The sequence below is a fragment of the Stenotrophomonas sp. SMYL89 genome (assembly GCF_036319985.1).
Classification (GTDB): Bacteria; Pseudomonadota; Gammaproteobacteria; order Xanthomonadales; family Xanthomonadaceae; genus Stenotrophomonas; species Stenotrophomonas maltophilia_Q.
Map to the genome: position 1 here is coordinate 135,704 of NZ_JAWIRW010000006.1, position 18,664 is coordinate 154,367.

Below are 18,664 nucleotides of genomic sequence, written 5' to 3' on the forward strand. Positions count from 1 at the left end.
GGATAGCGGTGCGCGGCAAGCGATGGACTGCGACGCTCGGTCGCAGCCCGTGGCGATCACATGCCCGAGTAGTTCGGGCCGCCGCCGCCCTGCGGGGTCACCCACACGATGTTCTGGGTGGGGTCCTTGATGTCGCAGGTCTTGCAGTGCACGCAGTTCTGCGCGTTGATCTGCAGCCGCGCGTTGTCGGCTTCGCCAACGAACTCGTACACGCCGGCCGGGCAGTAGCGCGCTTCCGGGCCGGCGTACTCGGCCAGGTTCACCTTCACCGGAATGCTCGGATCCTTCAGCGTCAGATGGCTGGGCTGGTTCTCGTCGTGGTTGGTGCTGCTCAGGAACACCGAACTGAGGCGATCGAAGGTCAGCACGCCATCGGGCTTGGGGTAGGCGATGCGGGTGTGCTTGGACGCAGGTTCCAGGCAGGCGTGGTCCGGCTGGGTACGGTGCAGGGTCCACGGCGGGTTGCGCACGCCCAGCTTGGGCAGCAGCCACTGCTCCACGCCGGTCATCAGCGTGGCCACGGTCTGGCCCTTCTTGAACCACTGCTTGAAGTTCTTGGCCTGCTGCAGTTCGGTGAACAGCCAGCTGGCTTCGAACGCCTTCGGATAGGCGCTCAGTTCATCGTGCTGGCGGTCAGCAGCCAGCGCGTCGAACGCGGCGTCGGCGCACAGCATGCCGGTCTTGATCGCCGCGTGGCTGCCCTTGATGCGGCTGGCGTTGAGGTAGCCGGCCTCGCAGCCGACCAGTGCGCCACCCGGGAACACCGTCTTCGGCAACGACAGCAGGCCACCGGCGGTGATCGCGCGTGCGCCGTAGCCGATGCGGGTGCCGCCTTCCAGGTGCTTGCGGATGTCCGGGTGGGTCTTGAAGCGCTGGAATTCCTCGAACGGGCTCAGCCACGGGTTTTTGTAGTCCAGGCCGACCACGTAGCCGATGGCGACCTTGCCGCCGTCGGCGTGGTACAGGAACGCGCCGCCGTAGGTGTCGCTGTCCAGCGGCCAGCCGGCGGCATGCACCACCAGGCCCGGCTCATGCTTGGCCGGGTCGATCTGCCACAGTTCCTTGATGCCGATGCCGTAGGCCTGCGGGTCCTTGCCTTCGTCCAGTTTGTAGCGTGCGATCAGCTGGCGGCCCAGGTGGCCGCGCGCGCCTTCGGCGAAGATCGTGTACTTCGCCTGCAGGGCCATGCCGCGCTCGAACGCCGGGCCGATGCTGCCGTCCTTCTCGATGCCCATGTCGCCGGTGGCCACGCCGATCACTTCACCGTTGTCGCCATAGAGCACTTCGGCGGCGGCGAAGCCCGGGAAGATGGCCACTTCCAGCGCCTCGGCCTGCTGCGCCAGCCAGCGCGTCACTTCGCCCAGGCTGATGATGTAGTTGCCTTCGTTGTGGAAGCACTCCGGCAGCAGCGCGTTGGGCGTGCCGCGCGAACCGGTTTCGCTGAGGAACAGGAATTCGTCGCGGGTGACCTTCTGCTTCAGCGGTGCGCCGCGCTCGGCCCAGTCCGGGAACAGTTCGGTCAGCGCGCGCGGGTCCATCACCGCACCGGACAGCACGTGAGCGCCTGGTTCGGATCCCTTTTCCAGCACGCACACCGACAGCTCGCGGCCGGCTTCGATCGCGCGCTGGCGCAGGCGGATCGCGGTGGCCAGGCCGGCGGGGCCGGCACCGACGATCACCACGTCGAATTCCATTACTTCACGCGGGGGCAGGGCGTTGGCTTCAGCGCTCATCGATTGCATGACTCGTGGGTAGGGCCGGCATCGGGGCCACCGGCGGTGCCTGGGAATCGCGCGTGCGGCCACGGGCGAAACGGTTGTTTGAATGTGTCAGGGTACCGGGACGCGCCGGATCCAGCTAGATCGCCGATGTTCACACCCGGATTGCTGCAATGCAGCGTAGGGCCGCAGCTCTGGTGGATGCCGACCTTGGTCGGCACGCTCTGCCCGGATGACCGACAATGGCCGGGTCCTGACTGCGTGTGAGTGCCATGGCTTTGCATCCGTACGATCTGTTCGATGTCCGTTCCCTGCTCAACGAGGAAGAGCGCGCCGTACAGGAGAGCGTCGCCCGCTTCACCAACGAGCGGGTGCTGCCGATCATCGGCGATGCCTTTGACCAGGCACGTTTCCCCGACGAACTGGTGCCGGAGATCGCCTCGTTGGGCCTGCTCGGTGCGACCCTGCCGGCCGAGTACGGCGGCGGTGGCCTCGGTGCGGTCAGCTACGGCCTGATCTGCCAGGAACTGGAGCGCGGTGACTCGGGCCTGCGCAGCTTCGTGTCGGTGCAGAGCTCGCTGTGCATGTACCCGATCTACGCCTACGGCAGCGAAGAACAGCGCCTGCAATGGCTGCCGGCGATGGCCCGCGGCGAACTGATCGGCTGTTTCGGCCTGACCGAGGCGCACGGCGGTTCCGACCCGGCCAGCATGAAGACCCGCGCGGTGCGCGACGGCAGCGACTGGCGCATCAGCGGCAGCAAGATGTGGATCACCAGCGGCCCGGTGGCCGACCTGGCCATCGTCTGGGCACAGACCGAGGACGGCATCCAGGGCTTCGTGCTGGAAAAAGGCATGGCCGGTTTCACCACGCAGGAAATCAAGCACAAGATGAGCCTGCGCGCGTCGCTGACCGGCGCGCTGTTCTTCGACGACGTGCGCGTGCCCGACAGCCACCGCCTGCCGAACGTAAAAGGCCTGAAGGGCCCGCTGGGCTGCCTGACCCAGGCCCGTTACGGCATCAGCTGGGGCCCGATCGGTGCCGCCATCGCCTGCCTGGATGAGGCGCTGGGCTACGCCAAGGAGCGCGTGCTGTTCGGCCGCCCATTGGCGGCCACGCAGAGCGCGCAGATCAAGCTGGCCGAGATGGCCCGCCGCATCACCACCGCGCAGCTGCTGGCACTGCAGCTGGGCCGCCTGAAGGAAGCTGGCCAGCTGCAGCCGCAGCAGGTCAGCCTGGCCAAGTGGAACAACTGCCGCATGGCCATTGATATCGCCCGCGAGTGCCGCGACCTGCTGGGCGGGGCCGGCATCACCACCGAACACGTGGCGATCCGGCATGCGCTGAACCTGGAATCGGTGATCACCTATGAAGGCACCGAGACCGTGCACCAGCTGGTGATCGGGCGTGAGTTGACCGGCATCAACGCGTTTTGACGCTATCCGGTTTCCGGACGCGATACGGGGGAGCCGAGCGCGGGCTCGGCTCTAAAGGAGCGTACGTGTAGAGCCGAGCCCATGCTCGGCTGCTTTCTTTCACGCCCCGCCGGCAAACCCGTGCTGGCGCCAGGCCTCGTACATCACCACGGCAACGGTATTGGATAGATTGAGGCTGCGGTTGTCCGGCCGCATCGGCAGGCGCAGGCGGCGGCCATCAGGCAGGGCATCGAGCACGTCCTGCGGCAGGCCGCGGCTTTCCGGGCCGAACAGGAACGCATCACCGTCTTCGAACGCCACGCTGTCATAGCGGACGCTGGCACGCGTACTCAGGGCGAACAACCGCTTCGGTGCGATTCGCGCCAGCGCTGTGTCCAGGTCGGGGTGCACCTGCAGGCGCGAATACTCGTGGTAGTCCAGGCCGGCGCGCTTGAGCTGCTTGTCTTCCAGTGCGAAGCCGAGTGGCTCGACCAGGTGCAGCTGCGCGCCGGTGTTGGCACAGAGCCGGATCACGTTGCCCGTGTTGGGCGGGATTTCCGGTTGGAACAGGATCACGTGGAACTGGGGCGCGGCATTCATCGGCGCAGTGTACCTGCGACGGCCGCCGCCTTTACGGCGCACGCCCTGCGCGAGGCAGGGCGGCACCGCTTACGGGCGCAGCAGGACCTGGGCGGTTTCGGTTGCCAGGGCCTGCAGGTCGGCAGCGCTCGGACGCACCTGCAGGGCCGGCAGGTTGACGATCACCTGGTTGGCGACGCTGGTGGCGGCGGCGGCCAGGGTGGCGGCGTAGCGCTGGGCTTCCAGTTCGGCGGCCAGGGCGACGCGCTGTTCCAGGCTCGGGCGCACTTCCACCGAGGCCAGGGTGGTGATCGGCATCGCGGCGGCGACCGGGGCGGCGACGTAGCCGCTGCGCTCGGCCAGCTGGTCGGCGCTCGGGCGCACTTCCACGGTGGCCAGGGTCGGGATGCCGCTGGCCTGTTCCCAGGCCTGCTGGGCCAGCTGGTCGGCGGCCGGGCGGACCTGCACGGTAGACAGGGTCTTGATGGATTCGGAGGCCTGCACCGACGAAACAACCGCGGTGCCGGCGATCAGGGCGATGGCGATGGCAATGGTCTTGGCGTTCATGACGGGGCCTGTTTAGTGTTGGTGATCGGTGGTGTGGTAGTAAGGTAGTACACCAATTCTGGGCTTGCAAGGAAAATTTTCGATTTCCCGCATTTGTTCAGTCTTCAGTCAGCTTTTGTCTGAAGCCCTTCCTGGCGCAGGAACTACCAAGCAATCCTCGTGCCAACTTTTAGTTGTTGATTTACAAGGGTTTTTTTGGGATAGAAAGGTGTCCGGTGGGCGGACACCTGTCCATTCGATGCACCGCGGACACTGTCCGGACGCCTGCTGCGGGCGCATGTGACTTCCCACGCCGGCCTGGGACGGCTGCCCGGATGGCGAATCGGGGCAAACACCCCCAGTGACTGGCGACCGATTCCTGCCATTGCGTGCGCACGCTAGGATCGGGGTTCACCTATGTGACCAAGGATCCGGATATGTCTCTCGCCCTTCGCCCGCGCGCTGCGCTGCTGGCCGTCGCCCTCAGCACCGCCCTGGGCACGCTTGTGCCTTCCCATGCGTTGGCGGCAAAGCCGGCCGCACCGGCCAGGGTCGATATCCCGTATGAGCAGTTCACCCTGCCCAACGGCCTGCGCGTGATCGTGCATACCGATCGCAAGGCGCCGATCGTCGCGGTCAACGTCTGGTATCACGTCGGCAGCAAGGACGAACCGGCCGGCCGCACCGGCTTCGCGCACCTGTTCGAACACCTGATGTTCCAGGGCAGCGAAAACCACAGCGGCGAATTCTTCGAGCCGTTCAAGCAGGTGGGTGCCACCAACCAGAACGGCACCACCAATACCGACCGCACCAATTACTTCGAGAACGTGCCGACCACCGCGCTGGACATGGCGCTGTGGATGGAATCGGACCGCATGGGCCACCTGGTCGGCGCGATCGACCAGGCGGCGCTGGACGAGCAGCGCGGCGTGGTGCAGAACGAGAAGCGCCAGGGCGAAAACCAACCCTACGGGCAGGCCTGGGACCAGCTCAACAAGGCGATGTACCCGGTGGGCCACCCGTACCACCACGGCGTGATCGGTTCGATGAACGATCTGAACGCCGCGTCGCTGGATGACGTGAAAACCTGGTTCCGCACCTGGTACGGCCCGAACAATGCGGTGCTGGTGCTGGCCGGTGACATCGACCTGGCCACCGCCAAGGAAAAGGTCGGCAAGTACTTCGGCAGCATTCCGGCCGGCCCGACCATGGCGCAGCCGGCGGTGAACGTGGCCAAGCGCACTGCCGATACCCGCGAGACGATGACCGACAAGGTGCCGCAGGCGCGCATCTACCGCGCCTGGAACGTGCCGCAGGTCGGCACCACCGAGGTCGATCAGCTGCAGCTGTTCGCGCAGGTGCTGGGCGGTGCCAAGTCCTCGCGCCTGAGCCAGCGCCTGCAGCACCAGGACAAGCTGGTGGACAGCATCGCGTCGGGCCTGTCGACCTCGCAGCTGGGTTCGAACTTCGTGATCATGGCGACGGTCAAGCAGGGCCAGGACCCGGCCAAGGTCGAGAAGATCATCGACGAGGAACTGGACCGGCTGATCAAGCAGGGCCCGACCGCGGCCGAGCTGGAGCGCGCCAAGACCGGTGCCCGCGCCGGTTTCATCCGCGGCATTGAGCGCATCGGTGGTTTCGGCGGCAAGGCCGACGCACTGGCCGAGTGCGCGGTGTTCACCGGCGACCCGGGCTGCTTCCGCACCTCGCTGGCCAACATCGAGAAGGCCAGTGCCGCTGATCTGAGCCGGCTCGGCGCGCAGTGGCTGGACAAGGGCAGCCACACCCTGGTGATCGCACCGGGTGAACGTGTGGCACTGAAGGAAGACCCGAGCCAGGCGCCGAAGCCGTTCAATGTGCCTGCAGTGGACCCGAAGTACAGCACCCTGCCGGAGCAGGTCGACCGCAAGGCCGGCGTACCGCAGACCCGCGAGTTCCCGCAGCTGAAGTTCCCGGCGCTGCAGCGCGCCACGCTGAAGAACGGCACGCAGGTGATCCTGGCCGAGCGCCATGAGATTCCGGTGGTGCAGTTCAGCTACCAGTTCCCGGGCGGCTTCAGTGCCGACCAGGGCCGCAAGCCGGGCACCGCCAACTTCACCATGAGCCTGATGACCGAGGGTGCGGGCAAGCTCGGTTCGTTGGCCTTTGCCGATGCCGCCGACGCGCTGGGCGCGAGCCTGGACGCCTCGGCCGGCCTGGATTCGATGAGCGTGGACCTGTCGGCGCTGAAGGAAAACCTGGCGCCGTCGCTGGCGCTGTACCGCGACCTGCTGCGCGAGCCGCGCTTCGAACAGGGCGAGATCGACCGGGTCAAGGCGAGCTGGATCGCCGGCATCCAGCAGGAGAAGGTCAACCCGGGTGCGGTGGCGATGCGCGTGCTGCCGCCGCTGCTGTACGGCAAGGGCCACCCGTATGCCATTCCGTTCACCGGCAGCGGTGACGAAGCGGCGATCAACGGCCTGACCCGCGAAGACCTGGTCGACTTCCACCATGACTGGCTGCGCCCGCAGAACGGCACCCTGATCGTGGTCGGTGACACCACCCTGGCCGAGATCGTGCCGCTGCTGGACAAGCAGCTGGGCGACTGGAAGGCCAGTGGCGACGCTCCGCAGGTGAAGGCGGCCACCGACGTCGCGCTGCCGAAGGGTCCGCGCGTGTTCCTGATCGATCAGCCGGGCGCGGTGCAGGCCAACCTGTTCGCCGGCCAGGTGGTGGCGCCCTCCAGCGCTGCCAGCTCGACCCGCTTCGACATCGCCAACGGCGTGATCGGCGGCGACTTCACCTCGCGCCTGAACATGAACCTGCGTGAAGACAAGCACTGGTCGTACGGTGCACGCAGCAGCGCGGTCAACTCGGTGGGCCAGCGTCCGTGGATGGCCAGCGCGCCGGTGCAGATCGACAAGACCGGGCCGGCGATGGCGGAAATGCGCAAGGAAATCGCCGCGTTTGCCGATGGCAGCAAGCCGGCCACCGCCGACGAGGTGAACCGCATCCGCAACATCCAGACCCTGAGCCTGCCGGGTGCTTACGAGACCGCCAGCGCGGTGGCATCGACCATCGGCTCGATCGTGCAATTCAAGCGCCCGGACGATTACGTGCTGCGTCGCAAGGCCGAGATCGAAGCGATGACCCCGGCGCAGGTGCAGCAGGCCGCCGCCGAGATCAAGCCGCAGGCGCTGACCTGGGTGGTGGTGGGTGACCTCAAGCAGACCGAAGCGGCCGTGCGCGCGCTGAACCTGGGCGAGGTGACCGTGATCGATGCCGAAGGCAACCCGGTCAAGAAATAAGGGACGTGCCTGCCCGCCACGGCGGGCAGGTCTCCCGTGGTAGCGCCGGGCCATGCCCGGCGGCCTTCCAGCGGCCAGCCATGCCGAGCTGTGCGCTCGCCGGGCATGGCCCGGCGTGGTCCGCGCCGGCCCGCCGCCGGGCGCGCCCCCCCCCCCCCCGCGCGCCCCCGCCGCCCCCCCCCCGCCCCCCCCCCCCCGCTACCTGGGCTCCGCCCCGGCTACCCCCGATTCAGGCTGTTCAGGCAGAATCCCCCCATACCCTTCCAGGATCTGCCCATGCGCGTTCTGCTGCTTTCCTCCCTGCTGCTCACCGTCACCGCCTGTACCTGGGTGCCGATCGAACCGGCCGGCAAGGCGACCCGCGTGCTGCCGGCAGGCCCGGTTCCGGCCGGCTGCATTGCCAAGGGCGAGGTGGTGGTGACCGTGAAGAGCAAGGTCGGTTTCTACAACCGCAACCCGCTGCGCGTGCAGGAAGAGCTGGAAACCCTGGCCCGCAACGAGGCTCCGAGTGCCGGCGCCAATGCCGTGCAGGCCGCCGCGGCCCCCGCCGATGGCAGCCAGCGCTTTGCTGCGTTCCAGTGCCCGCCGCGCTGAACGCTTCACCATACGGGCAAGGCTGAATTCGTAAAGATGCGGTGAAGGCCCCGGGGGTTATAGAATAGCGCCCCCTTTTGCCTGAGCCTTGGCGCTAACCTCGATGCTCTTCAAGAATGTCTCGATCGCCGGCCTGGCACACGTCGACGCGCCGCACACGCTGACGACCAAGGAAATCAACGAGCGGCTGCAGCCGACGTTGGACCGCCTGGGTATCCGCACCGACGTGCTCGGCGACATCGCCGGCATCCACGCCCGCCGCCTGTGGGATAACGGCGTGCTGGCGTCCGACGCTGCCACCATGGCGGGCCGCAAGGCGCTGGAAGACGCAGGCATCAATGCGACGCAGGTCGGCCTGCTGGTCAATACCTCGGTCAGCCGCGACTACCTGGAACCGTCCACCGCTTCCATCGTGTCGGGCAACCTCGGCGTCAGCGACGAGTGCATGACCTTCGACGTCGCCAATGCCTGCCTGGCCTTCATCAACGGCATGGATATCGCCGCGCGCATGATCGAGCGCGGTGATATCGACTACGCGTTGGTGGTGGACGGTGAGACCGCCAACCTGGTGTACGAGAAGACCCTGGAGCGCATGACCGCCCCGGACGTCACCGCCGACGACTTCCGCAACGAACTGGCCGCGCTGACCACCGGTTCGGGTGCCGCGGCGATGGTGATGGCGCGCTCGGAGCTGGTGCCGGACGCGCCGCGCTACAAGGGCGGCGTGACCCGTTCGGCCACCGAGTGGAACCAGCTGTGCCTGGGCAACCTGGACCGCATGGTCACCGACACCCGCCTGTTGCTGATCGAAGGCATCAAGCTGGCGCAGAAGACCTTCAGCGCCGCCAAGATCGCCCTGGGCTGGGCCGTGGAAGAGCTGGACCAGTTCGTGATCCACCAGGTCAGCCAGCCGCACACCGCCGCGTTCATCAAGAACTTCGGCATCGACCCGAAGAAGGTCATGACCATCTTCGGCGAGCACGGCAACATCGGCCCGGCCTCGGTGCCGATCGTGCTGAGCAAGCTCAAGCAGCTGGGCAAGCTGAAGAAGGGCGATCGCATCGCGCTTCTGGGCATCGGCTCGGGCCTGAACTGTTCGATGGCTGAAGTGGTCTGGTAAGCAGCCCGCTGCCTGACTCCCTGTAGAGCCGAGCCCACGCTCGGCTCACGCGCACAGCGCGGTTCTTCCGCGGCCTGACCGGAGAGCCGCCGAGCATGGCTCGGCGCTACACCGCGCCGCGATTCTTCCAAGGTGCTCCGCATGCGCGATCTTCCCGGTTACCCCGCCCACCCGCAGCGCTTCGAGGTCCGCCCCGGCCTGTCGATGAACTATCTCGACGAAGGCCCGCGCGACGGCGAGGTGGTGGTGATGGTGCACGGCAACCCGTCGTGGAGCTATTACTGGCGCACGCTGGTGGCAGGCCTGTCGGACACGTACCGCTGCATCGTGCCGGACCACATCGGCATGGGCCTGTCGGACAAGCCGGACGACAGCCGCTACGAGTACACGCTGCAGTCGCGTGTGGACGATCTTGATGCGCTGCTCAAGCACCTGGGCATCACCGGCCCGGTGACCCTGGCCGTGCACGACTGGGGCGGCATGATCGGCTTCGGATGGGCGCTGTCGCACCACGAGCAGGTGAAGCGCCTGGTGGTGCTCAACACCGCTGCCTTCCCGATGCCGGCGGCGAAGAAGATGCCGTGGCAGATCGCGCTGGGGCGCCACTGGAAGATCGGCGAGTGGATCATCCGCACCTTCAACGCCTTCTCGTCCGGTGCCTCGTGGCTGGGCGTGGAGCGGAAGATGCCGGCCGATGTGCGCCGCGCCTATGTGTCGCCGTACAACAGCTACGCCAACCGCATCAGCACCATCCGCTTCATGCAGGACATCCCGCTGTCGCCGGCCGACAAGGCGTGGTCGCTGCTGGAGCGTGCCGGCAAGGCGCTGCCGTCGTTCGCCGACCGCCCGGCCTTCCTCGGCTGGGGCCTGCGCGACTTCGTGTTCGACCATCATTTCCTGAAGGGCTTCCAGGCCGCGCTGCCGCGGGCCCAGGTGCATGCCTTCGAGGATGCCGGGCATTACGTGCTGGAAGACAAGCACGAGGTGCTGGTGCCGGAGATCCGCGCGTTCCTGGACAAGAACCCGCTGTAACCGGATGCGGGGTCGGATCCCTCTCGCAGAGAGGGCTCTGACCCCATCTGAGACGGAACCCTTCGGTAGCGCCGGGCCATGCCCGGCGTTGTCGTACATGGGGTCAGAGCCGTTTCCGTGCCGGAAACGGATCCGACCCCGCCGGTCACGCGGCGACCGGCGCCTGCGGCGGCGAAGACGGGCTGTTGCCGTTGTCGTCCGGATGGTCGTCGTCATTGTCGGCGTCATCGCGCCAGCGCCAGTCGGCCAGCGTCAACGGATCCAGGCCGTAGGCAATGCGCGCCTTGTCGCACTGCGGGCTGGCCTTGCCGTACTCCCACGATGCATCCACCTCGCGGCACACGCTGGGCCGGTTGGGGTGGATGGTGCAGCGTGAATACACGCCGATCTGCGCATCCAGCGCCACGCAGCGCACTGGCTTGGAATGGGTGCCGCGCATGCACAGGCGATGCGGGTCGAGCACCTCGGTCAGCTGGTGCGGTACGCCGCCGGGGGTGACCTCGTCCGATTCCATCCAGTGGAAGGCCACGCGGTACTGGGTGCAGCAGGCGCCGCAGGTCATGCAGGGATGTTGCATGGGCAAGCCGCCTCGGGCGGCAGTCGGAATCAGGAACGAGGGTGCGGATTTTCCACGAAGTGGGCCGCCGCGCAAGAAATTCCGTAAGCGGCGACAATGAACGGATGAACCGACCCTGCAATATTGCCGCCCGCTTGCCTGAACTGGCGCGTGAACGGCCCGACCAGATCGCCATCCGCTGCCCTGGCCGCCGTGGCGCCGGCAACGGCATGGCCGCTTACGACGTGACCCTGGACTACCGACAGCTGGACGCCCGCAGCGACGCCATGGCCGCTGGCCTGACCGGTTACGGGATCGGCCGTGGGGTGCGCACGGTGGTGATGGTGCGGCCGTCGCCAGAGTTCTTCCTGCTGATGTTTGCCCTGTTCAAGCTGGGCGCGGTGCCGGTGCTGGTCGACCCGGGCATCGACAAGCGCGCGCTGAAGCAGTGCCTGGACGAGGCGCAGCCAGAGGCCTTCATCGGCATTCCGCTGGCGCATGTGGCGCGGCTGGTGCTGCGCTGGGCACCGTCGGCGACCCGCCTGGTGACCGTCGGCCGCCGCCTCGGCTGGGGCGGGACCACGCTGGCCGCGCTGGAGCGCGCAGGTGCCAGCGGTGGGCCGATGCTGGCCGCCACTGACGGCGAGGACATGGCCGCGATCCTGTTCACCAGCGGCTCCACCGGCGTGCCCAAGGGCGTGGTCTACCGCCATCGCCACTTCGTCGGCCAGATCCAGCTGCTGGGCAGCGCCTTCGGCATGGAAGCGGGCGGGGTGGACCTGCCGACCTTCCCGCCGTTCGCCCTGTTCGATCCTGCGCTGGGCCTGACCTCGGTCATCCCGGACATGGACCCTACCCGGCCGGCGCAGGCCGACCCGGCGCGCCTGCACGACGCCATCCAGCGTTTCGGGGTGACCCAGCTGTTCGGCTCGCCGGCGCTGATGCGGGTGCTGGCGAAGCATGGTCAGCCGCTGCCGACGGTGACCCGGGTGACCTCGGCGGGTGCGCCGGTGCCGCCGGACGTGGTCGCCACCATCCGTAGCCTGCTGCCGGCCGACGCGCAGTTCTGGACGCCGTATGGCGCCACCGAGTGCCTGCCGGTGGCCGTGGTCGAAGGCCGTGAGCTGGAGCGTACGCGCGCCGCCACCGAGACCGGTGCCGGTACCTGCGTGGGCAATGTGGTTGAACCAAATGAAGTGCGCATCATCGCCATCGACGACGCGCCGCTGCCGGACTGGTCGCAGGCGCGCGTGTTGTCCACCGGCGAGGTGGGCGAGATCACCGTGGCCGGGCCGACCGCCACCGACAGTTACTTCAACCGCCCGCAGGCGACGGCGGCAGCGAAGATCCGCGAGACGCTGGCCGATGGCAGCACGCGCGTGGTCCATCGCATGGGTGACGTCGGTTACTTCGATACGCAGGGCCGCCTGTGGTTCTGCGGACGCAAGACGCAGCGCGTGGAGACAGCGCGCGGACCGCTGTACACCGAACAGGTCGAGCCGGTGTTCAACACCGTCGCAGGCGTGGCGCGCACCGCGCTGGTCGGCGTCGGCGTGGCCGGTGCGCAGGTGCCGGTGCTGTGCGTGGAACTGCTGCGCGGCCAGTCCGACAGCCCGGCGCTTCAGGAAGCGCTGCGCGCGCAGGCCGCTGCACGGGTGCCCGAGGCCGGCCTGCAGCACTTCCTGGTGCATCCATCATTCCCCGTCGATATCCGTCACAACGCCAAGATCGGCCGCGAGAAGCTCGCCGTCTGGGCCAGCGCCGAACTGGAGAAGCGCGCATGAAGATCCTGGTCACCGGTGGTGGTGGTTTCCTTGGCCAAGCGCTGTGCCGCGGTCTGGTCGAGCGTGGCCACCAGGTGCTGGCGTTCAACCGCAGCCATTACCCGGAACTGCAGGCGATGGGCGTGGGCCAGATCCGTGGCGACCTGGCCGATGCGCAGGCGGTGCTGCACGCGGTGGCCGGCGTCGACGCGGTATTCCACAACGGTGCCAAGGCCGGCGCCTGGGGCAGCTATGACAGCTACCACCAGGCCAACGTGGTCGGCACCGACAATGTGATCGCCGCCTGCCGTGCGCATGGCATCAGCCGGCTGGTCTATACCTCCACGCCCAGCGTGACGCACCGTGCCACCCACCCGGTGGAAGGCCTCGGCGCCGACGAAGTGCCGTACGGCGAGGACTTCCAGGCCCCGTATGCGGCGACCAAGGCGATTGCCGAACAGCGCGTGCTGGCCGCCAATGACGCCGTGCTGGCCACGGTGGCGCTGCGCCCGCGCCTGATCTGGGGCCCGGGTGACCAGCAGCTGGTGCCACGCCTGGCCGAACGTGCACGGCAGGGCCGGCTGCGCCTGGTGGGCGATGGCAACAACAAGGTCGATACCACCTACATCGACAACGCCGCGCTCGCGCACTTCCTCGCTTTCGAGGCATTGGCGCCGGGTGCCGCGTGTGCGGGCAAGGCCTACTTCATTTCCAACGGCGAACCGCTGCCGATGCGCGAGCTGGTCAACAAGTTGCTGGCCGCTGTGGGTGCACCGACGGTGGACAAGGCGATCAGCTTCAAGACCGCTTATCGCATTGGCGCCATCTGCGAGCGCCTGTGGCCGCTGCTGCGCCTGCGCGGCGAACCACCGTTGACCCGTTTCCTGGCCGAGCAGCTGTGCACGCCGCACTGGTACAGCATGGAACCGGCGCGCCGCGACTTCGGCTACGTGCCGCAGGTCAGCATCGAAGAAGGGCTGCGCAGGCTGAAGGCTTCATCTGCCGCATAGATCGCCATCACTGGTTGCACACCGCCAGATCGGGAGGATGGACCTACGCCATCCAACGGCCCGGACATCTGCGAGGAGCGCCATGCTGCATTACGCCGTCATATTTTTCGTCATCGCCATCATCGCCGCCGTGCTCGGCTTCTCCGGCATCGCTGGTGCTGCCAGCAACATCGCCTGGATCCTGTTCGTGATCTTCCTGGTGCTGGCGGTGATCTCGATGTTCCGCAAGCGCGGATAGCAGACCGCAGGGCAGGATCGGCCGCTGGCCGGCACTGTTCTTTCCGGTGGGGGGGGGGGGGTGGGGGGGGGCCTCCCCGGGTGGGGGGGGGGCCCCGGGCCCCCCCCCCCCCCCACGGTCCCGGCGCCCCTGCCCCGCCGCCCTTTCATGAGTCGAGCATGGCTCGACTCTACAAGGCGCTGTGCAATCCGCGATCGGCCGCATGGCGCTCCAGCGCCAGCTCGATCAACCGCGTGATCAGGGTGGTGTAGTCCACGCCGCTGGCGCCCCAGAGCTTCGGATACATGCTGATGCGGGTGAAGCCCGGCAGCGTGTTGATCTCGTTGATGATGATCTCGCCATGGGCCGTGAGGAACACATCGACCCGCGCCATGCCCGCGCATTCCAGCGCCTGGTAGGCCTGCAGCGCGATCTGCTGGATGCGTGCCTGGGTAGCGGCATCGATGTCGGCCGGCACCACCACGTCAGCGCCATTGGCATTGATGTACTTGGTGTCGTAGGCGTAGAACTCGTCGTGCACCACCACCTCGCCGCATACGCTGGCCTGCGGCTGCTCATTGCCCAGCACCGCGCATTCGATCTCGCGGCCGACGATGGCCGATTCCACCAGCACCTTGTGGTCATGCCGCAGCGCCAGTTCCAGCGCATCGGCGAAGCCCGCGGCATCCTTGACCTTGCTCACGCCCACCGACGAACCCTGGTTGGCAGGCTTCACGAACAACGGCAGGCCGAGCTGGGCGATCACCGCATCGACATCGACCGCTGCGGCCTGATGACGGCGGATGCACAACCACGGTGCCACCCGCAGGCCGGCATCGCGCAGCAGGCGCTTGGCCACGTCCTTGTCCATCGCTGCGGCCGAACCCAGCACCGGTGAACCGACGAAGGGCAGGTTGACCATGCGCAGCAGGCCTTGCAGCGCACCGTCCTCGCCCAGTGGCCCGTGCACGATCGGCAGCACCACATCGATCTGGCCGAGCGCTGCGGCCGCATCGGAAGGGCGCAGCTGCGCCTGTTCGGCGCCGGGATGCACCGCCAGCGACGCGCCGGACCGATGCAGCGCGATGCGCGACGGATCATCGGCATTGATCAGGAACGTCTCCGGCTGGCTCAGGTGCCACTGGCCCTGCTTGTCGATGCCGACCAGCACCGGCTCGAAGCGCTCGCGGTCGAGCGCGTCGAGGATGTTCTTCGCCGACTGCAGTGAAACTTCGTGCTCGGAAGACTTGCCACCGAAGATGATGCCGACCCGGGTCCGTGCCATGGCGAATGCGATGTCCTGTGCGTTGCGTGGCCGTACAGCATGAACCTTCCGTTGCCGCCCAGGTGAGGCGCGGATGAACCAACCATCCATCCACGCATGGCGTGGATCTACCGTCCTCATGGCCCATCAACAGGGGTCAGAGCCCGTTGCGCAGCAACGGGATCCGACCCTACAGACGGCAGGAACCTGTCGAAGGCGGGGTGGGTCCGGTTGCGGGGGTGTCCGCGGCATGGATGCCGCGGACAAGCCCCCACGGACGGGTTTACGGCGTCCCCCGCAACCGGACCCATCCCGCCAACCCACGGAATGCCCGCTGTTGCTGTTGCTTCGGCTATTGCAGTTGCCGTTGCGTCTGCGGGTGCCGGGCGGCAGCCCGGCCCAAGCCCCCCACCCACGCAGGTAGAATGCGCACATGGCTCTCTCCCTGCTCAAGTCCCTCAAGCCGGTCGCTGGCCGCGCCCTGCAGATCGCCCTGAACCGCGCACTGGCGCTGGATCCGGATACCCGCCATGCATTGGTCAGCCTCGACGGCCGGCATATCGACCTGACCCTGGAAGCGCCTTCGCTGGCCATGCGCATCAGCGTCGACGGCGATGCACTGCGGGTCGGCCCGGTGGACGCGCAGGAGGCCGACCTGGCCGTGCGCAGCAGCCTGGCCGGCGTGCTCGCTCAACTGCCGCTGCTGGCCAACGCGCGGCGCGGTGACAACAACGGCAAGGGCCGTGTGCGCGTGGCCGGCGATGCCGAGCTGGCGCGTCGCCTGCAGCAGCTGGCCAAGGGCTTCGACCCGGACTGGCAGCAGCCCTTCGTCAGCGTGTTCGGCGAAGTGCTGGGCGTGCAGGTCGCCAACACCCTGCGCAGCGCCCTGCAGCATGCACGCCAGGGTGCCATCGACCTGGCCCACAGCGCTGCCGAGTTCATCACCGAGGAATCGCGCGACGTGGTGCCACGTGCGGAGCTGGATGCCTTCCACGACGACGTGGATGTGCTGCGCGATGACGTGGAGCGCCTTGGTGCACGCGTACAGCGGCTGCGGGGTGCCGCATGAAGGCCGTGCTGCGGGCAAGCCGCATTGGCCGGGTGATCCTGCGTTACCGTCTCGACGACCTGTTGCAGGGCACGCCGGCCGAGCGCTGGCTGCGCCTGGCCAAGCCGTTCGTGCCGCGCGCCTCGGCCAGTATCGCTTCGCAGTCGCGTGGCGCCCGCCTGCGTCTGGCGCTGCAGGACCTCGGCCCGATCTTCGTCAAGTTTGGCCAGATCCTGTCCACGCGCCGCGACCTGGTGCCGCCGGACGTGGCCAACGAGCTGACCCTGCTGCAGGACCGGGTCAAGCCGTTCGATGGCGAGACCGCGCGCCGCATCGTCGAGGACGCGCTCGGCCTGCCGGTCAGCGAAGCGTTCGCCAGCTTTGATACCGAACCACTGGCCTCGGCCTCGATCGCGCAGGTCCACGCGGCCACGCTGGCCGATGGCCGCCAGGTGGTGGTCAAGGTGCTGCGTCCGGGCATCGAGAAGCAGATCGACGCCGACATTGCGCTGCTCAACTCGCTGGCCGCGCTGGTCGAGCGCACCCACCCACGCGCCGACAAGATCCGCCCGCGCGAAGTGGTGGCCGAAGTCGAGAACACCCTGGCCGCCGAACTGGACCTGCAGCGCGAGGGCGCCAATGCCAGCGTGCTGCGTCGTTTCTGGGAGAACAGCGACGACCTGTACGTGCCGGAAGTGATCTGGAGCCACACCGCCGAGCGCGCACTGACGCTGGAGCGGGTGTGGGGCATTCCGTCCGACGACATCGCCGCGCTGGACAAGGCCGGCATCGACCGAAAGGCGCTGGCCGCCAAGGGTGTGCGGGTGTTCTACACCCAGGTGTTCCGCGACAACTTCTTCCATGCCGATGCACACGCCGGCAACATCTGGGTCGACACCGATCCGGCGCGCCGAGCCAATCCGCGCTTCATCGCGCTGGACTTCGGCATCATGGGCCAGCTCTCGCAGGAAGATCAGTACTACCTGGCCGAGAACTTCATGGCCATCTTCAACCGGGATTACCGTCGCATCGCCGAACTGCACGTGCAGGCACGCTGGATGCCCGACCACGTACGCATCGACGATCTGGAAGCGGCGGTGCGCTCGGTATGCGAGCCGTACTTCACCCGGCCGCTGTCGCAGATTTCGCTGGCCGAAGTGCTGATGAAGCTGTTCCGCGTGGCGCAGCGTTACCAGCTGACGTTGCAGCCGCAGCTGATCCTGCTGCAGAAGACCCTGCTGAACATCGAGGGCGTCGGCCGCCAGCTGGACCCGCAGATCGATATCTGGGCGGTGGCCAAGCCGGTACTGGCGAAGATCCTGCGCGAGCGCTACAGCCCGCGCCGGGTGGTACGCGAGATCGGCAAGCGCCTGCCGGAGATCATGACCCACGCGCCGGACATGCCGCGCCTGGTGCACGCCTGGTTGACCCAGCAGGTGGAGGGCCGCCACGAACTGGCGATGCGTTCGCGCGACCTGGTTGCGCTCGATGCCAGTCTGCAGCGCCTGCAGAAGCGCGCGGTGGGTGCGATCACCGGTGTCGGCCTGCTCGCCATTGCCGCGCTGATGTATGTGCTGCAGCCGCCGGGCTGGTACTGGGGCGACCTGCCGATGTGGAGCTGGCTGTCCGGTGTGGTAGGTGTCGTTGCGCTGGCACGCGCGTGGTGGCGCTGACCCCAGCAGATTGAAGATCGGCGGCAATGTGCGCCGCCGATCGACCACAGGCTTACCAGTGGTAGCCCAGGCCCAGGTGCGACTGCACGCTCTGGAAGCTGTCCAGGCGCGTCTTGTGCCAGGTCTTGCCGACACCCACGTCCAGCACCAGGTGCTCACCCAACGGCTGGCTGCGGCGCAGGAAGGCACGCCGTGCGTCGTGCTCGCGCAGCAGCAGCGGATCGGACTCGGCGGTGTAGCCGGACGTACCGCTGCCCAGCCACAGCTGGGTCGAGCCACGGCCTTGCGCATCCTTCAGCCGCAGCGACAGTGTGGTGCCATGCCCATCCGGTCCATTGGACTGGCGGTGCCGCTCGTGGCGCAGTGAGGTGGTCACGCGCGGGAAGTAATGCGAGGCACCCACCGACCACCCGCTCACGTAGGCGCCGGCATGGTACTGGGCGTATTTGCCGCCCACGCTCAGTACGGTCTGCGGTGCCACTTTCCACAGGATGTCCTGGTTCACCTGGCGGTTGACGAACACGGGATCATCGTTGGATGCCGTGACGGCAGTGCGGGTGGACAGGCGCGGGCTCCAGCGATGGTGCAGCGAGCCCTGCACGCGGTTGCCGCTGAATCGCCTGCTGCCGTAGTCACGCTCGCCATGGGCCAGCCCGAGGTGCCAGCGGCTGTCGCCATTGCGGCCGGCCACGTCCACGGTCTGTACGTCACGCTTGCCGAAGCCATCGCTGTAGTCGGCATGGTCCAGCTGCACCGTGACACGGTCGACGCCGGCGTGGGCGCTGGAAACAGCCAGCAGCAGGGCGCACGGCAGTGCGCTACGGATGATCAATCGCATGGGG

16 protein-coding genes are annotated in these 18,664 nt (G+C 67.6%); 10 read left to right on the top strand and 6 right to left on the bottom strand.

Translation table 11 applies throughout. The annotated features are described in order from the left end of the window. Window positions 1-56 precede the first annotated feature (56 nt). The gene (locus V3B41_RS09685; protein ID WP_049429810.1) at window positions 57-1,733 is read right to left on the bottom strand and encodes an electron transfer flavoprotein-ubiquinone oxidoreductase; all 1,677 of its coding nucleotides are present in this window, start codon (window positions 1,731-1,733) and stop codon (window positions 57-59) included. Window positions 1,734-1,990: 257 nt separating this feature from the next. Here V3B41_RS09685 and V3B41_RS09690 point away from each other — a divergent pair, with 257 nt between their 5' ends. Then, window positions 1,991-3,154: an acyl-CoA dehydrogenase family protein gene (locus V3B41_RS09690; protein WP_049429871.1), complete on the top strand. Its 1,164-nt coding sequence runs from the start codon at window positions 1,991-1,993 to the stop codon at window positions 3,152-3,154. A gap of 99 nt (window positions 3,155-3,253) precedes the next feature. Here the strand turns inward: V3B41_RS09690 and V3B41_RS09695 are convergent, their stop codons facing one another. Further along, window positions 3,254-3,733, bottom strand: coding sequence for a tRNA (cytidine(34)-2'-O)-methyltransferase (locus tag V3B41_RS09695; protein WP_005407625.1), 480 nt, complete (start codon window positions 3,731-3,733; stop codon window positions 3,254-3,256). 69 nt (window positions 3,734-3,802) lie between these two features. Further along, window positions 3,803-4,279: a hypothetical protein gene (locus V3B41_RS09700; protein ID WP_005407626.1), complete on the bottom strand. Its 477-nt coding sequence runs from the start codon at window positions 4,277-4,279 to the stop codon at window positions 3,803-3,805. A 416-nt stretch (window positions 4,280-4,695) separates the two neighbouring features. Here V3B41_RS09700 and V3B41_RS09705 point away from each other — a divergent pair, with 416 nt between their 5' ends. The 4 genes from V3B41_RS09705 to V3B41_RS09720 all read left to right on the top strand — a co-directional run bounded on the left by V3B41_RS09705 (window position 4,696) and on the right by V3B41_RS09720 (window position 10,291). Then, on the top strand, window positions 4,696-7,545 hold the full coding sequence (locus V3B41_RS09705; protein ID WP_049429809.1) for a pitrilysin family protein: 2,850 nt from the start codon (window positions 4,696-4,698) through the stop codon (window positions 7,543-7,545). A gap of 276 nt (window positions 7,546-7,821) precedes the next feature. Continuing rightward, window positions 7,822-8,139 (top strand): DUF4156 domain-containing protein, encoded by a 318-nt coding sequence (locus tag V3B41_RS09710; protein ID WP_005407628.1) that lies wholly within the window; start codon window positions 7,822-7,824, stop codon window positions 8,137-8,139. A gap of 103 nt (window positions 8,140-8,242) precedes the next feature. Then, window positions 8,243-9,259: a 3-oxoacyl-ACP synthase III gene (locus V3B41_RS09715; RefSeq protein ID WP_049429808.1), complete on the top strand. Its 1,017-nt coding sequence runs from the start codon at window positions 8,243-8,245 to the stop codon at window positions 9,257-9,259. A 141-nt stretch (window positions 9,260-9,400) separates the two neighbouring features. Continuing rightward, on the top strand, window positions 9,401-10,291 hold the full coding sequence (locus tag V3B41_RS09720) for an alpha/beta fold hydrolase (protein ID WP_049429807.1): 891 nt from the start codon (window positions 9,401-9,403) through the stop codon (window positions 10,289-10,291). A gap of 145 nt (window positions 10,292-10,436) precedes the next feature. Here V3B41_RS09720 and V3B41_RS09725 read toward each other — a convergent pair whose 3' ends face one another. Continuing rightward, entirely contained in the window at window positions 10,437-10,868 is a 432-nt protein-coding gene (locus tag V3B41_RS09725) for a YkgJ family cysteine cluster protein (RefSeq protein ID WP_029380125.1), read from the bottom strand. 104 nt (window positions 10,869-10,972) lie between these two features. On the opposite strand from V3B41_RS09725, the gene oleC reads away from it, so the two are divergent. The 3 genes from oleC to V3B41_RS09740 all read left to right on the top strand — a co-directional run bounded on the left by oleC (window position 10,973) and on the right by V3B41_RS09740 (window position 13,858). After that, on the top strand, window positions 10,973-12,631 hold the full coding sequence (gene oleC, locus V3B41_RS09730) for an olefin beta-lactone synthetase (protein ID WP_329860864.1): 1,659 nt from the start codon (window positions 10,973-10,975) through the stop codon (window positions 12,629-12,631). Beyond that, complete coding sequence (gene oleD / locus V3B41_RS09735) at window positions 12,628-13,620, top strand: 2-alkyl-3-oxoalkanoate reductase (RefSeq protein WP_049429805.1); 993 nt, start codon at window positions 12,628-12,630, stop codon at window positions 13,618-13,620. Before oleC ends, oleD begins: the two co-directional genes overlap by 4 nt. Window positions 13,621-13,702: 82 nt before the next feature. Further along, window positions 13,703-13,858, top strand: a complete 156-nt coding sequence (locus tag V3B41_RS09740) for a DUF1328 domain-containing protein (RefSeq protein WP_049429804.1) — start codon at window positions 13,703-13,705, stop codon at window positions 13,856-13,858. A gap of 169 nt (window positions 13,859-14,027) precedes the next feature. On the opposite strand, the gene ddlA is transcribed toward V3B41_RS09740, so the two are convergent. Continuing rightward, on the bottom strand, window positions 14,028-15,122 hold the full coding sequence (gene ddlA / locus V3B41_RS09745; protein ID WP_049429803.1) for a D-alanine--D-alanine ligase: 1,095 nt from the start codon (window positions 15,120-15,122) through the stop codon (window positions 14,028-14,030). Window positions 15,123-15,534: 412 nt separating this feature from the next. Between ddlA and V3B41_RS09750 the strand changes: the two genes are divergently transcribed. Both V3B41_RS09750 and ubiB read left to right on the top strand, forming a co-directional pair. Then, on the top strand, window positions 15,535-16,170 hold the full coding sequence (locus tag V3B41_RS09750; protein WP_111113288.1) for an SCP2 sterol-binding domain-containing protein: 636 nt from the start codon (window positions 15,535-15,537) through the stop codon (window positions 16,168-16,170). Next, the gene (gene ubiB, locus V3B41_RS09755; protein WP_197633711.1) at window positions 16,167-17,822 is read left to right on the top strand and encodes a ubiquinone biosynthesis regulatory protein kinase UbiB; all 1,656 of its coding nucleotides are present in this window, start codon (window positions 16,167-16,169) and stop codon (window positions 17,820-17,822) included. Before V3B41_RS09750 ends, ubiB begins: the two co-directional genes overlap by 4 nt. Window positions 17,823-17,874: 52 nt before the next feature. On the opposite strand, the gene V3B41_RS09760 is transcribed toward ubiB, so the two are convergent. Continuing rightward, window positions 17,875-18,660, bottom strand: a complete 786-nt coding sequence (locus V3B41_RS09760) for a YaiO family outer membrane beta-barrel protein (protein ID WP_049429800.1) — start codon at window positions 18,658-18,660, stop codon at window positions 17,875-17,877. Between the last annotated feature and the right edge of the window lie 4 nt (window positions 18,661-18,664).

Bases quoted from the DNA above. Each gene is read 5' to 3' on its own strand.
- V3B41_RS09685 (WP_049429810.1), bottom strand. From the start codon at position 1,733: ATGAGCGCTGAAGCCAACGCCCTGCCCCCGCGTGAAGTAATGGAATTC.
- V3B41_RS09690 (WP_049429871.1), top strand. From the start codon at position 1,991: ATGGCTTTGCATCCGTACGATCTGTTCGATGTCCGTTCCCTGCTCAAC.
- V3B41_RS09695 (WP_005407625.1), bottom strand. From the start codon at position 3,733: ATGAATGCCGCGCCCCAGTTCCACGTGATCCTGTTCCAACCGGAAATC.
- V3B41_RS09700 (WP_005407626.1), bottom strand. From the start codon at position 4,279: ATGAACGCCAAGACCATTGCCATCGCCATCGCCCTGATCGCCGGCACC.
- V3B41_RS09705 (WP_049429809.1), top strand. From the start codon at position 4,696: ATGTCTCTCGCCCTTCGCCCGCGCGCTGCGCTGCTGGCCGTCGCCCTC.
- V3B41_RS09710 (WP_005407628.1), top strand. From the start codon at position 7,822: ATGCGCGTTCTGCTGCTTTCCTCCCTGCTGCTCACCGTCACCGCCTGT.
- V3B41_RS09715 (WP_049429808.1), top strand. From the start codon at position 8,243: ATGCTCTTCAAGAATGTCTCGATCGCCGGCCTGGCACACGTCGACGCG.
- V3B41_RS09720 (WP_049429807.1), top strand. From the start codon at position 9,401: ATGCGCGATCTTCCCGGTTACCCCGCCCACCCGCAGCGCTTCGAGGTC.
- V3B41_RS09725 (WP_029380125.1), bottom strand. From the start codon at position 10,868: ATGCAACATCCCTGCATGACCTGCGGCGCCTGCTGCACCCAGTACCGC.
- oleC (WP_329860864.1), top strand. From the start codon at position 10,973: ATGAACCGACCCTGCAATATTGCCGCCCGCTTGCCTGAACTGGCGCGT.
- oleD (WP_049429805.1), top strand. From the start codon at position 12,628: ATGAAGATCCTGGTCACCGGTGGTGGTGGTTTCCTTGGCCAAGCGCTG.
- V3B41_RS09740 (WP_049429804.1), top strand. From the start codon at position 13,703: ATGCTGCATTACGCCGTCATATTTTTCGTCATCGCCATCATCGCCGCC.
- ddlA (WP_049429803.1), bottom strand. From the start codon at position 15,122: ATGGCACGGACCCGGGTCGGCATCATCTTCGGTGGCAAGTCTTCCGAG.
- V3B41_RS09750 (WP_111113288.1), top strand. From the start codon at position 15,535: ATGGCTCTCTCCCTGCTCAAGTCCCTCAAGCCGGTCGCTGGCCGCGCC.
- ubiB (WP_197633711.1), top strand. From the start codon at position 16,167: ATGAAGGCCGTGCTGCGGGCAAGCCGCATTGGCCGGGTGATCCTGCGT.
- V3B41_RS09760 (WP_049429800.1), bottom strand. From the start codon at position 18,660: ATGCGATTGATCATCCGTAGCGCACTGCCGTGCGCCCTGCTGCTGGCT.